The sequence below is a fragment of the Streptomyces sp. CA-251387 genome (assembly GCF_050936625.1).
GTDB lineage: Bacteria > Actinomycetota > Actinomycetes > Streptomycetales > Streptomycetaceae > Streptomyces.
In genome coordinates this window covers 4,551,155-4,564,711 of the sequence record NZ_JBNJMJ010000001.1, presented here as the reverse complement: position 1 = coordinate 4,564,711, position 13,557 = coordinate 4,551,155, and the positions used below count along the sequence as shown (strand labels likewise).

10 protein-coding genes and 3 tRNA genes are annotated in these 13,557 nt (G+C 72.5%); 5 read left to right on the top strand and 8 right to left on the bottom strand.

The annotated features are described in order from the left end of the window. The first annotated feature begins 54 nt into the window (after window positions 1-54). The 5 genes from ACQEV2_RS20365 (at window position 55) to ACQEV2_RS20345 (ending at window position 8,820) form a co-directional block, all read left to right on the top strand. The gene (locus tag ACQEV2_RS20365; protein WP_433043222.1) at window positions 55-2,481 is read left to right on the top strand and encodes a DNA polymerase III subunit gamma and tau; all 2,427 of its coding nucleotides are present in this window, start codon (window positions 55-57) and stop codon (window positions 2,479-2,481) included. Window positions 2,482-2,713: 232 nt separating this feature from the next. Then, window positions 2,714-3,967 carry a phosphoribosylamine--glycine ligase gene (purD, locus tag ACQEV2_RS20360; RefSeq protein ID WP_433043219.1) on the top strand — a complete coding sequence of 418 codons (1,254 nt, stop codon included), beginning with the start codon at window positions 2,714-2,716 and terminating at the stop codon, window positions 3,965-3,967. 382 nt (window positions 3,968-4,349) lie between these two features. Beyond that, the gene (locus ACQEV2_RS20355) at window positions 4,350-6,149 is read left to right on the top strand and encodes a hypothetical protein (protein ID WP_433054610.1); all 1,800 of its coding nucleotides are present in this window, start codon (window positions 4,350-4,352) and stop codon (window positions 6,147-6,149) included. A 194-nt stretch (window positions 6,150-6,343) separates the two neighbouring features. After that, complete coding sequence (locus ACQEV2_RS20350; RefSeq protein ID WP_433043216.1) at window positions 6,344-7,837, top strand: N,N-dimethylformamidase beta subunit family domain-containing protein; 1,494 nt, start codon at window positions 6,344-6,346, stop codon at window positions 7,835-7,837. Window positions 7,838-7,920: 83 nt separating this feature from the next. After that, complete coding sequence (locus tag ACQEV2_RS20345; protein WP_433043213.1) at window positions 7,921-8,820, top strand: phosphoribosylaminoimidazolesuccinocarboxamide synthase; 900 nt, start codon at window positions 7,921-7,923, stop codon at window positions 8,818-8,820. Between the two features lie 44 nt (window positions 8,821-8,864). Here the strand turns inward: ACQEV2_RS20345 and ACQEV2_RS20340 are convergent. From ACQEV2_RS20340 to ACQEV2_RS20305, 8 genes are all read right to left on the bottom strand, one after another. Continuing rightward, window positions 8,865-8,940, bottom strand: a tRNA-Gly gene (locus ACQEV2_RS20340). A gap of 23 nt (window positions 8,941-8,963) precedes the next feature. Continuing rightward, on the bottom strand, window positions 8,964-9,590 hold the full coding sequence (locus ACQEV2_RS20335) for a response regulator (RefSeq protein ID WP_433043210.1): 627 nt from the start codon (window positions 9,588-9,590) through the stop codon (window positions 8,964-8,966). Further along, the gene (locus ACQEV2_RS20330) at window positions 9,587-10,813 is read right to left on the bottom strand and encodes a sensor histidine kinase (protein ID WP_433043207.1); all 1,227 of its coding nucleotides are present in this window, start codon (window positions 10,811-10,813) and stop codon (window positions 9,587-9,589) included. Before ACQEV2_RS20330 ends, ACQEV2_RS20335 begins: the two co-directional genes overlap by 4 nt. 20 nt (window positions 10,814-10,833) lie before the next feature. Next, window positions 10,834-11,610 (bottom strand): ABC transporter permease, encoded by a 777-nt coding sequence (locus ACQEV2_RS20325; protein ID WP_433043204.1) that lies wholly within the window; start codon window positions 11,608-11,610, stop codon window positions 10,834-10,836. Next, complete coding sequence (locus ACQEV2_RS20320) at window positions 11,607-12,569, bottom strand: ABC transporter ATP-binding protein (RefSeq protein WP_433043201.1); 963 nt, start codon at window positions 12,567-12,569, stop codon at window positions 11,607-11,609. Before ACQEV2_RS20320 ends, ACQEV2_RS20325 begins: the two co-directional genes overlap by 4 nt. Window positions 12,570-12,701: 132 nt before the next feature. Then, window positions 12,702-12,774 (bottom strand) — tRNA-Gly (locus ACQEV2_RS20315). A gap of 79 nt (window positions 12,775-12,853) precedes the next feature. Then, window positions 12,854-12,925: transfer RNA gene (locus ACQEV2_RS20310), tRNA-Gly, on the bottom strand. A 133-nt stretch (window positions 12,926-13,058) separates the two neighbouring features. Next, window positions 13,059-13,376, bottom strand: coding sequence for a histone-like nucleoid-structuring protein Lsr2 (locus ACQEV2_RS20305; RefSeq protein ID WP_398811952.1), 318 nt, complete (start codon window positions 13,374-13,376; stop codon window positions 13,059-13,061). Between the last annotated feature and the right edge of the window lie 181 nt (window positions 13,377-13,557).

Genomic DNA, 13,557 nt, shown 5'->3' with positions numbered 1-13,557 from the left:
GGGCAGGAGCCTGGGGCGGGTCCGTTGTCAGTGGGCGCCTATAACCTCGTATGCGTGTCGTCTCTCGCGCTGTACCGCCGCTATCGCCCGGAGTCGTTCGCCGAGGTCATCGGGCAGGAGCATGTCACTGACCCGCTGCAGCAGGCGCTGCGGAACAACCGGGTCAATCACGCGTACCTGTTCAGCGGGCCGCGTGGGTGCGGGAAGACCACCAGTGCGCGGATTCTCGCCAGGTGCCTGAACTGCGAGCAGGGGCCCACGCCCACCCCGTGCGGGGAGTGCCAGTCCTGCCAGGACCTCGCGCGCAACGGCCCCGGATCCATCGACGTCATCGAGATCGACGCCGCGTCGCACGGTGGTGTGGACGACGCCCGTGAGCTGCGAGAGAAGGCCTTCTTCGGGCCTGCCTCGAGCCGCTACAAGATCTACATCATCGACGAGGCCCACATGGTCACGTCGGCCGGCTTCAACGCGCTGCTGAAGGTCGTCGAGGAGCCGCCCGAGCATCTGAAGTTCATCTTCGCCACCACCGAGCCCGAGAAGGTCATCGGGACCATCCGGTCGCGGACCCATCACTACCCCTTCCGGCTCGTCCCGCCGGGCACGCTGCGGGACTACCTCGCCGACGTGTGCGGCAGGGAGAACATCCCCGTCGAGGAGGGCGTGCTGCCGCTCGTCGTGCGCGCGGGTCAGGGCTCCGTGCGTGACTCCATGTCCGTCATGGACCAGCTGCTCGCCGGCGCGGGGAAGGAGGGTGTGACGTATGCCATGGCCACCTCCCTGCTCGGGTACACCGACGGGTCGCTGCTCGACTCCGTCGTGGAGGCCTTCGCGACCGGTGACGGGGCCGCCGCCTTCGAGGTCGTGGACCGTGTCATCGAGGGGGGCAACGATCCCCGGCGGTTCGTCGCCGACCTGCTGGAGCGGCTGCGGGACCTGGTGATCCTGGCCGCCGTGCCGGATGCCGTCGACAAGGGGCTCATCGATGCCCCCGCCGACGTGCTGGAGCGTATGCAGGCCCAGGCAGGGACCTTCGGCGCCGCGGAGCTGAGCCGTGCCGCCGACCTCGTCAACGAGGGGCTGACCGAGATGCGCGGGGCCACCTCGCCACGGCTCCAGCTCGAGCTGATCTGCGCGCGCGTGCTGCTGCCTGCGGCCTACCGGGACGAGCGTTCCGTGATGGCCCGGCTCGACCGGCTGGAGCGTGGCGTCAACTTCTCCACGGGCGGCGGCATGCCTGCGATGGGGTACGTGCCGGGACCCGACGTCCACGGCGGAGCGGCCGCAGCGCCCGTCCCGCCGGGTGGTGGACCTGCCGCGGCCCGGGCCGCCGTACGGGCTTCCGGCGCCCCTTCGACCGGAGCCGGGGCCGGTGCGCCGACCGCGGGCGCGGGCGGCGGCATGGGCGGTGGCGGTACGGTCGCCGCAGCTCCGGCGGGGCCGGGCGCACCCATGAGCCAGCACCCCACCGCTCCCTCCACGCCCACCGCGCCTTCCGCGCCCTCCGCTCCGGGCGGTGCGCCGCAGAGCGACCGGCAGCCGCAGCCACCTCAGACCCCGCCCACCCCCGCACCCACGCCGACCCCGGCACCCACACCCGCTCCCGCCGCCGCGACCCCCTCGGCGCCCTCGGGCTCCGCGCCCCCGGCCTCCACCCCCGGCGCCTGGCCCACCGCCGCGTCCGCGGGCGGCGGCCGACGCCCCGGCGGCTGGCCCACGGCCACCCCGGCGGGCGGCGGCACCCCGCCCCCGGCCGGGCCCAGCAGCACCCCCGCACCGCAGCCCTCCGTGCCCGCCCCTGCACCCGCCCCCACCGCAGGAGCCGCACCCGCCTACGCACCCCCGAGCGGCGGCCTCGACCCCCGCATGCTCTGGCCGAACATCCTGGAGGCGGTCAAGAACCGTCGCCGCTTCACCTGGATCCTGCTCAGCCAGAATGCCCAGGTGGCCGGGTTCGACGGCACCACCCTCCAGCTCGGCTTCGTCAATGCCGGCGCACGCGACAACTTCGCGAGCAGCGGCAGCGAGGACGTCCTGCGGCAGGCGCTGGCCGAGCAGTTCAACGTCCAGTGGAAGATCGAGGCGATCATCGACCCGTCGGGCGGAGGCTCGGCCCCCCCGCCGACCGGCGGCTCCTCCGGCTTCGGCAGCGGCGGCGCCGGCGGTTACGGCGCGGGCGGCAACAGCGGCTCCGGCGGCTACGGGGGTGGGAGTACGACAGCCCAGCGCCCGGCACCTGCCCAGCCTGCGCCCACGTCACCCACCCCGCCCTCGTCGGCCTCGCCGGGCCCGGCCCCGACCGCCGCGCCCACCGCGGCCCCCCGGCCTTCCTCCGCCCCGGAGCCACCGCCCCCGGTCGCCCCCGAGGACGACATCCCCGAGGACGACGACCCCGACCTCAACGAATCGGCCCTCTCCGGCTACGAGCTGATCGTGCGGGAGCTGGGGGCGACGGTGGTCGAGGAGTTCATGAACGAGTAGTGGGGGTGGGAGACGCCCTGGGTGCCGAGGACCACATCTCAGCGCCGGGCCAGGCATTCCAGCCCGTCCGGCGTTTGAGGACGAGGCCCCTTCAGGGCCGAAAGCGGGGGCCTGGGGGCGGCAGCCCCCAGGCGACGGCAACGACGACGCCGGGCTGGTTTGGAGGAACGTACAGGTCACCGACCCCCCGGCTCTGAGCAGCCCGCACAAAAACCCCGTTAGGCTGACCCCCGTGAAGGTCCTCGTCATCGGTAGCGGCGCCCGCGAACACGCCCTGTGCCGTTCCCTGTCCCTCGACCCCGACGTCACCGCGCTGCACTGCGCCCCCGGCAACGCCGGCATCGCCGAGGTCGCCGAGCTGCACCAGGTCGACGCCCTCGACGGCAAGGCCGTATCCACGCTGGCCGAACAGCTCGGTGCCGACCTCGTGGTCGTAGGGCCGGAGGCGCCGCTCGTCGCCGGGGTCGCCGACGCCGTGCGGGAGGCGGGCATTCCGGTCTTCGGGCCCTCCAAGGAGGCCGCGCAGCTCGAGGGCTCCAAGGCGTTCGCGAAGGACGTGATGGCGGCGGCCGCGGTTCCGACGGCCCGCTCCTACGTCTGCACGACCCCGGAAGAGGTCGACGAGGCCCTCGACGCGTTCGGCGCCCCGTACGTCGTCAAGGACGACGGTCTCGCCGCCGGCAAGGGCGTCGTGGTGACCGCCGACCTGGAAGCGGCCAGGGCCCACGCCAACTCCTGCGAGCGCGTTGTCATCGAGGAGTACCTGGACGGCCCCGAGGTCTCCCTGTTCGCGATCACCGACGGCGAGACGGTCGTCCCGCTCCAGCCCGCCCAGGACTTCAAGCGGGCGCTGGACGGGGACGAGGGCCCGAACACCGGCGGCATGGGCGCGTACTCCCCGCTCCCGTGGGCGGACCCGAAGCTGGTCGAGGAGGTCATGGAGACGGTCCTGCAGCCGACCGTCGACGAGATGCGCCGCCGCGGCACGCCCTTTTCCGGCCTTCTCTACGCCGGTCTCGCGATCACCTCCCGCGGCGTCCGGGTCATCGAGTTCAACGCCCGCTTCGGCGACCCCGAGACCCAGGTCGTCCTGGCCCGCCTGAAGACCCCGCTGGCCGGCGTCCTGCTGGCCGCCGCCAAGGGCCACCTCGCCGACCTGCCGCCGCTGCGCTGGAGCGACGACGCCGCGGTCACCGTGGTCGTCGCCTCGCACAACTACCCCGGCACCCCGCGCACCGGCGACCCGATCACCGGCCTCGACGAGGTGGCCGCCGAGGACGCCCCGCACGCCTACGTCCTGCACGCCGGCACCAAGCACGACGGCGACGCGATCGTCAGCGCCGGCGGCCGCGTCCTGTCCGTCACGGCGACCGGCAAGGACCTCACCAAGGCCCGCGACCGCGCGTACAAGGCCGTGTCCCGCATCCACCTCGACGGCTCCCAGCACCGCACGGACATCGCGGCGAAGGCGGCGGCGGGCGCGTAGGCGCCCCTGAACCCGTCGGCTGAACCCGTCCTCGGAACCCGTCCTCGGAACCCGTCCCGATAAACCCCACAGGCCCCGAATCCGTCTCAGGAGTCGGGGCCTGTCCCCTGCCCGGGCAGAGCCGGCGTCACGGCCGGGAGCAAGGGCCTGATCCTCGCTGTCCGTCATCCACCTTTCCCCAAAGCCATTCCATCGAGTGACCGATGCCCCATCCGGCTGACGTGGGTCGACGCCCCAACTAGGGTGCGGCGCAAGCGTTCCGGCACTTGGCCCACCGGCATTGCGATGTCAGTGGTGGGTGCCACAGTGGGGGAGTGAGCAAAGCCAGGACAGTCCGGACAGCCAGGGCAGCGCGGAGGGGGTGAGGTCCGGCGTGACCGGTATGGGTGTGGAGGCGGGTGCGCAGGCCGCGCGCGCCCGGGCCCTCGCCGTGCTGCGTATCCGCAGCCGCGCGCTCGCCGTGGCCCTGCTGCCCGCGGCGGTCGCCGTGGTGCTGCTCGTCGGCGCCTCCACGGACCACCTCGTCGGCCCGGGCTGGCATGCCGCCCGCTGGGTCGTGACCCCCGTCGCGGTCCTCGTCCTGCTCGCCGCCGCCGTGATCGCCGTGGTCGTCGCCCGTGCCCGCCCCGCCGTCAGCCCGACGGTCCCGATAAGCGAGGAGCAGGCCCCGGATCTGTACCGGATGGTGCGCGACCTCGCCGACCGCCTCGACGTGCCCGCCCCGTCCGCGATAGCGCTCACCCCGGACTGCGACAGCTGGCTGGAGGACCGCACCCACCCGTCCCACGGCCCACCGCCGGCCGAGGACAGTGCCGAGGACGGCGTCAACGGCCTGCGCGGCGGAAGCCTGCGCGCCGCCCACCGCCGGACGCCCGCCGCCCCGGTCCTCGTCATCGGCTCCCCGTTCCTGTGGTGGATGCGGGTCGGCGAGCTGCGCGCGGTCCTCGCCCCGGTCGTCGCCGGTACGGGACCTTCGGCGCACCCCGACATAGCCCAGGCCCGGCGCTTCGTCCGGGGCCTGGACGCCGCCGTGGCCGTCGCCTCGACGCGCGGCCGCTGCCCGGGATCCCGGGCGGTGTGCGCGGGCGTCGGCTGGGTCGCGCGTGTGCTGCTGCGCAGTTGCCGTGACCATGCCGCCGAGATGGAGCGGGGCGTGGCCGCCGCGGCCGCCGAGCGTGCACAGGCTGTGGATTACGGGCTGCGGATCGTCGCCCAGGAACAGGTCGGGCTGGCGTACGCGGGCTGGGACCGGCTGCTCACCCGCGTCGCGCTGCCGGCCTGGCGGATGGGCCGCTGGCCGTCCCGGCTCGACGCGGGCGTCGTCGCGGCGCTCACCGAGCTGTCCCGCCGGGACCGCCTGGCCGAGGGCTTCGCCTCCCGGCTGGGCGAGCGCCCCGCGTGCGACCTGCTCGAAGAGCCCGGCGTTGTCGACGAGGCCGCCTCGCTCCTGGCCGCCCGCCTCTTCCACGGCGGTCCCGCCGAGCCGGGCCCGGACTGGTCGCCGGTGGACTGGCAGGCGTACCCGGAGGAGGTCGTCGACCGCAAGTGGCGTACCGACGCGGCCCGCCTCCACCGCGTCCTCGACGCCCTCGGCGTCCGCCGCACCACCGGCGGCACACTTCCGGAGGCGGACGGCCCGACCCTGGCCCGCGTCATGGACCACCTCGCGTCCCCGCCGGCCCCCACAGCAGCCGGCGCCGACGACGCGCCCGCCCGGCCCCCCAGGGCGCCCAAGGCCCCCTACGCATCCATGGCCGAGGGCGCCGCCGAGGACGAGGACCAGGAAACCGAACGCAGCTCCGCCCTCGCCGTCGGCCTCACCGCCGAACTGGCCCGCGAAGAAGCCGCGACCCCCGCGACGCAGCAGGCGTCCCCCGCCCCCGGCGCCACCCTCCTGGACACCGGCGCGCTTCCGCTCTTCCCGCTCCAGCCACCCCGCACCGCCCGTGAGCTGCTCACCGACCATGTGACGGCGATGGTGTGCTGCGCCGCCATGGACACCGCCGGGGCCGCCCCCGGCCTGGACTGGCTCGACGGCCCCACCCTCCTCGTCAACGGCGAGAGAGCGGCCGACCTGACCCCCAGAGTCCTCAGCCTCATCGAGGAGGGCGACCCGGCGCCCCTGCGCGCCTGGCTGGTGGAGTCGGGGATACGCCCGGAGAAGCCGGTACGCCTGGTCTGAGCCGTATCCGGTCGGAACCCCTGGTTCCACTTTCGGTCAATGTGCAACGAATAGTGACAGCATGCGTGCGGAATGTGATGTGCTGGGATCGATAACGCATATGGCAAGGGCTTACGACATACGACAGCCGTACAAAAGCCCGCGCCACGAACGCTCGACGCACCACCACGGGGGCACGAGGGAGGGGTACGGCCATGGGATCGGAGCAGATCCGCCGCTGGGAGTCGGGAGCACTCGCGCACGCCGTGACGGACCCCTTCGGCCAGGGCCCCGTCCCCTGGCTCCGCGGCAATGTGACCTATTTCGACGACACCGGCCAGGTCGTCCCCTGGTACGTCGACGGCCAAGCCCACCCCCCGACGGCGGGCACCCCGAGGGTCCCCGGCCCGCGCACCGCCGGCGGCCCCCGCTCCGCCGACGACGTCCACCGCCAGATCAAGGGCTTCACCTCGACCGGCGCGGTCGCCCCCGGCGAGGCCGTCGACTTCCACATCACCGTCGACCCGCCCCAGGAGTTCGGCGTCGACATCTACCGCATCGGCCACTACGGCGGTGACGGCGCCGCCAAGATCACCACCAGCCCCCGCCTCTCCGGCATCGTGCAGCCCCCGCCGCTCACCGCCGACCGCACGGTCTCGTGCCACCACTGGTGGCTGTCCTGGCGCCTGCAGGTCCCCTCGTTCTGGAGCATCGGCGCGTATGTGGCCGTCCTCACCACCGCCGACGGCTACCGCTCCCACATCCCCTTCACCGTCCGCGACAACCACCCCGCCGACCTGCTCCTGCTCCTGCCCGACGTCACCTGGCAGGCCTACAACCTCTACCCCGAGGACGGCCGCACCGGCGCCAGCCTCTACCACGCCTGGGACGAGGACGGCCGCCTGCTCGGCGAGGCCGACGCCGCCACGACCGTCTCCTTCGACCGCCCGTACGCGGGCGCCGGCCTGCCCCTGCACGTCGGGCACGCCTACGACTTCATCCGCTGGGCCGAGCGCTACGGCTACGACATCGCCTACGCCGACGCCCGCGACCTGCACGGCGGCCACGTCGACCCCGCCCGCTACCGCGGCCTGGTCTTCCCCGGCCACGACGAGTACTGGTCGACGAACATGCGCCGCACCGTCGAACTCGCCCGCGAGAACGGCACGTCCCTGGTCTTCCTCTCCGCCAACTCCATGTACTGGCAGGTCGAGTTGGGCCCCTCCCCGTCCGGCGTCCCCGACCGCCTGCTCACCTGCCGCAAGCGCAAGGGTCCCGGCCGCCCCGTGCTCTGGCGGGAGATCGACCGCCCCGAGCAGGAGCTGATCGGCATCCAGTACGCGGGCCAGGTCCCCGAGCCGCACCCCCTGATCGTCCGCAACGCCGACCACTGGCTGTGGGAGGCGACCGGCGCCCACGAGGGCGACGAGATCGCGGGCCTGGTCGCGGGCGAGGCCGACCGCTACTTCCCGCGCGCCCCGCTGCCCGAGCACGAGGAGCGCATCCTGCTCGCCCACTCCCCGTACACCGACCGCGAGGGCGTCCTCCGCCACCAGGAGACGTCCCTCTACCGCGCCCCCTCCGGCGCCCTGGTCTTCGCGTCCGGAACGTTCGCCTGGTCCCCGGCGCTGGACCGCCCGGGCCACGTCGACGCCCGCGTCCAGCGCGCCACCGCAAACCTCCTGGACCGCATCTGCAAACGTGACTGAGCCCTGCTGAAGCCACCCCCGTCCAGGACCGATCCCGGCATACGGGAGAATCGAGCCATTGGACAGAACCACGGGGAGGAACCGTGTCCGGATTCGTAGAAAAGCCCGAGCCGATCCAGGTTCCGGGCTTGGTACACCTGCACACCGGCAAGGTGCGCGACCTGTACCAGAACGAGGCGGGCGACCTCGTGATGGTCGCCAGCGACCGCATGTCCGCCTACGACTGGGTGCTCCCGACGGAGATCCCGGACAAGGGCCGCATCCTCACCCAGCTCTCCCTGTGGTGGTTCGACCAGCTCGCCGACCTGGTCCCCAACCATGTGCTGAGCACCGACGTCCCGGCCGGCGCCCCCGCCGACTGGGCGGGCCGCACCCTCGTGTGCAAGTCGCTCCAGATGGTCCCGGTGGAGGCCGTGGCCCGCGGCTACCTCACCGGCTCCGGCCTGGTCGAGTACAACGAGTCCCGCACCGTCTGCGGCCTCGCCCTCCCCGAGGGCCTCGTCGACGGCTCGGAGCTCCCCGCCCCGATCTTCACCCCGGCCACCAAGGCGGCCGTCGGCGAGCACGACGAGAACGTCTCCTACGAGGAGGTCGCCCGGCAGGTCGGCGCCGACACCGCGGCCCGGCTGCGCCAGGCGACCCTCGCCGTCTACTCCCGGGGCCGGGACATCGCCCGCGACCGCGGCATCATCCTCGCGGACACCAAGTTCGAGTTCGGCTTCGAAGGGGACACGCTGGTCATCGCCGACGAGGTCCTCACCCCCGACTCCTCCCGTTTCTGGCCGGCCGACCAGTGGCAGCCGGGCCGCGCGCAGCCGTCGTACGACAAGCAGTTCGTCCGTGACTGGCTGACCTCGCCGGAGTCCGGCTGGGACAGGAAGAGCGAGCAGCCCCCGCCGCCGCTGCCGCAGCAGGTCGTGGACGCGACCCGGGCGAAGTACGTCGAGGCGTACGAGCGCCTGACGGGGATGAGCTGGAGCTGACGGCACCACGGCGAAGGCCCCGGTCGATGACCGGGGCCTTGATCTGGAGCGGACGACGAGGCTCGAACTCGCGACCTCAACCTTGGCAAGGTTGCGCTCTACCAACTGAGCTACGTCCGCGTTGCGCCGTGGCGCGAGAGCAACTATACCCAACCTCGCTCGCGTGCGAGACGCACCGCCGCGTGACGGTTCTCCGCCCCGAGCTTGGAGACGGCGGACGACAGATAGTTCCGCACGGTCCCCTGCGACAGCGCCGCCCGCTCCGCGATCTCCGCGACGGGCGCCCCGTCGGCGGCGAGTTCCAGCACCTCGGCCTCCCGCGCGGTCAGCGGCGAGTCCCCGGCGGCGATCGCGTCGGCGGCCAACTCCGGGTCGACGTAACGGTTTCCGGCATGCACGGTACGGATGATCTCCGCGAGCCGCTGCGCGCTGACGGTCTTCGGGACGAACCCGCGCACACCCGCCGCAAGGGCCCGCTTCAGATGCCCGGGCCGCCCGTGACTGGTCACGATCAGCACCTGGCACCGGGGCAGTTCGGCGCGCAGAGATGTGGCGACCTTCACACCGTCCGCGCCGGGCATCTGAAGATCCAGTACGGCCACATCCGGCTCGTGCGCCCGCGCCATGGCCAGCGCTTCCGGCCCGGTGGCCGCCTCGGCGACGATCACGAGGTCGTCCTCCAGCGACAGCAGCGTGGCGAGCGCGCCCCGGATCAGATGCTCGTCGTCGGCGAGCAGCAGCCGCACGGGCCCGCCCGCACCGCCGGTCATACGGCGACCTCAGCCACGCCCGCCCCCGCCAACGGCACCTGCGCCACCAGCCGGAACACCCCCTCCTCGACGAGGCCCACCTCCAAGGTGCCGTCCACCGCGGCCAGCCGCTCCCGCAGCCCGGCCAGCCCGGAACCCCCACCCCCGTGGGGGGCTCCGGCAGCCCCGTCGTTCTCCACCGTCAGCACCACGTGCCCCTCCGACACCCGCACTCCCACCGCGCACCGCCCGGCATCCCCGTGCCGCAGCACATTGGTGGTCGCCTCCCGCACCACCCACGCCAGCGCCGACTGCACCTCGGCGGGCAGCCCGGCCGCCTCCCCGGTCACCTCGCACTCGATCCCGGCGGCCGTCAACACGCCCTGCGCACCGGCGAGTTCGACCCCCAGGTCGGCCTCCCGGTATCCCCGCACGACATCCCGCACCTCGCGCTGCGACTCCTGCGCGATCCGCTGGACCTCGATCATCTGCTCCACGGCCTCGGGCCGCCCCCGCCGCGCCAACTGCACGGCGAGCTCGCTCTTCAGGGCGATGACGGCCAGATTCCGCCCCATCACGTCGTGCAGATCCCGCCCGAACCGCAGCCGCTCCTCGGCGACGGCGAGCCGGGCACGGGTCTCGCGGGCCTCGTCGAGTTCGTAGACGGCTCTGAGCAGCCAGGCGGAGAAGACGCCGATGAAGGCGAGGAGACCGCTGCCGAGCAGCACGATCAGGCCGATGACCAGCGCGGCGAGAGCGGACCGGCTCAGCAGGAACACGACGAGCGCCGAACCCGCAGCGAAGCCCGCCACGATGGCGTACACGCGCCTGCGGCCCCGCACCCCCAGGGCGATGTTGGCCACCCCGAAGAACATGACGACGCTGAAGACGCTGCCCGCCGCGGAGTCGACGCCGTCACCCTTCGGACCGTACTCGACAACAGCGAGAGCCGTGGTGGATACCGCCGCGGTGACGGCGCCGAGCGTACACAGCAGTCGTACGGGCTGCTCACGCCGACCGCAGATCCAGTCCACTGTCCGGGAAACGACCAGGGCGCAGACCATCGCGTGCGCGCACACCATGAGCATCAGCCAGCCGCCCAGCTCCGGCCCCGCAGCGCCGGTGACCGGCAGCGCGACCGTCGCGACCTCCATCACCGCGAAGAAGTGGAACGACCACCTCGTGTACGTCTCGACCTTCGCCGGGGTGCTCTTCCCCCGCCACCACGTGCCCGGCCCGCGCATATCCCCGTGCCCCCTGTACGTCAGCGCCGCGGCTCCCACCGGAACCACCGCCGTACAGCAAACACGCCCAGAGCCGTCCAGGCCAGCGCGGTCGCCGCGGCGCCCAGCGCCTCGTACGCCGACAGGTCACCGGTCCAGCCGCCGCGCACGAGCGTGATCACCGGGGTCAGCGGCAGCAGTTCGCACACCGACGCCACCCGGTCCGGCAGGACCTCCAGGGGGACGGCCATGCCGGAGCCCAGCATCGAGACCAGCATCAACGGCAGCGTGGTGACCTGGGCGCTCTCGGTGGTGCGGGTGAACGCCGAGGTGACCGCCGCGAGCAAGGCGCACAGCAGGAGTCCCAGCAACAGGGCCGGTACGGCCAGATACGGGGCGCGGGGCGCGGGGACGTCGAGGAGGACGGTACAGCCGACCGCCAGGACGAGGGACTGCGCGAGACCCGTGGCGACAGCCGGCAGCGCCGATCCGGCCAGGATCTCGGTGTCCCGCAGCTCCCCGGTGCGCAGCCGCTTGAGGACGAGCTCCTCGCGCCGGGCGGTGAAGACTCCGACGAGCGCGCCGTACACCGCGAAGAGCAGCGAGAACCCGATCGCGGCGGGCAGGACGACGGTGCCCACGGTCAGGCCGGACTTCTCGAGGTCCATGTCCTTGGTCGCGGACCACACGCTGAACGGCAGCACGAGCGGCACGAACAGGGCGGCGACGAGTGTTCCCCTGCTGCGCCCGAGCAGCGTCAGCTCGGCGCGGGCCAGCGCCGTCATCCGGCCCGTCGGGGTGGTGACCATACCGCTCATGCCGCGTACTCCTTCGACTTCTCCGCCGCGCCGGACGCCTCGCGCGCGATCCCCAGGAACGCCTCCTCCAGCGAGGCCGACCGCACATCCAGCCCCCGCAGCTCCACGCCGGCCGCTTCGGCCCACACCAGCAGCCGGGTCGCCGCCCGCTGCAGCTGGTGGGTCCGCAGCCGGACGACCCGCCCGTCGACGTGGTGCCCGGTCACGCCGAGTTCGCCGAGCGGCGGCAGGTCTCCCAGGAAGTAGCCCTCGGGAAGCTCGAAGGAGATCCGCGACGGCCGGCCCGCGGTCACCTCGGCCGGTGTCCCGGTGGCCGCGATCCGCCCCTCGTGCAGGATCGCGAGCCGGTCGGCGAGGTCCTCGGCCTCCTCCAGGTAGTGCGTGGTCAGCAGCACGGTGGTACCGGCGTCGCGCAGCCCCCGCACCAACTCCCAGGTGTCCCGGCGCCCTTCGGCGTCCAGCCCGGTCGTCGGCTCGTCCAGGAACAGCACCTCGGGATCGCCGAGCAGCGCGAGCGCCAGGTCCAGGCGCCGCCGCTCACCCCCGGAGAGCTGCTTCACGCGTACGCCGGCCTTCCCGGCCAGCCCGACGAGCTCCAGCACCTCCGCCTGGGGCCGCGCCCCGCTCACACACCCCGCCCACATCCGTGCGGTCTCGGCGACGGTCAGCTCGGACGGAAAGCCGCCCTCCTGCAGCATCACCCCGGTCCGGGGCCGTACGGCGGCCCGCTCGGCGTAGGGATCGTGCCCGAGCACCCGCACCCGCCCTCCGGCCGGCTGGGCGAGGCCCTCCAGCAGTTCGACGGTGGACGTCTTGCCCGCGCCGTTGGTGCCGAGCAGCGCGAAGACCTCACCGCGGTCGACGGAGAACGTGATGCCGCGCACCGCCTCGAACCCGCCCCCGTACACACGCCGGAGGTCGGTGACCTCAATCACGTGTTCGTGTTCGTTGATGTTCATGACATCAGCGTCTCGGCACCGCGGGCCCGGCAGCAGTGCGCGCTGTCACCACTCCGCATGACAAATGTCAGGCGGACGCTCGCCCGTACATGAAAAAGACCCCGATCCATCAGGACCGGGGTCTCATTCCCGAGCGGACGACGAGGCTCGAACTCGCGACCTCAACCTTGGCAAGGTTGCGCTCTACCAACTGAGCTACGTCCGCATTGCCCCCGACCGGCTCTCACCGATCGGTGCGAGCACCAGCCTACCTGATCCACTCAGTGGTCCGTACGGCGGTGCAGAGCGGGTGACAGGAATTGCACACTGCGCCTTCCCCCTGGAAGGGGGATGTTCTACTACTGAACTACACCCGCAAGCTCCCCGAGCTGGGCTTTTCTGCCCCGCCCGGCGGCGTGTCCCAGACATTAGCTGATCGGCAGGGGGGTAGCGCAAGTCGGTTGCCGCCAGGGCCCGCTGACGGGCCCTGAGCCCCACCGTCGGCCGGCGTCACTGCGCCGCGCTGAACGCCTCGTAGACCTTCTTGGGGATCCGGCCGCGGGCCGGGACCTCCATCTTGTTGGCCTGCGCCCAGGCCCGCACGGCCGCCGGGTCCGGGGCGACCTCGGTCTGCTTGTACGCCTTGCCTGACTTCGACCGCTTGCGACCGGCCTCCACGTACGGCGCGAGCGCCTTACGCAGTTTCTTGGCATTGGCTTCATTCAGGTCGATCTCGTACGACTTGCCGTCGAGTCCGAAGGCGATCGTTTCCGCCGCTTCCGAGCCGTCGATGTCGTCAAAGAGAGTGACCACGACCTTCTGCGCCACGAATATCGGTCCCTTCGTACGGCACGGTGACAATTCATTTGTACAGTGCCCGACAATGCGATGTGAAGCTCGACTAAATCCTTCCGGCGTGTCCGAGCGCAATAGGTATCGGGTGTCGATCCGGGATCTTTTCCGGAACTTTTCGCCGACCGGCAGCCCCCCGTCGCGTGGTGATGGCCGT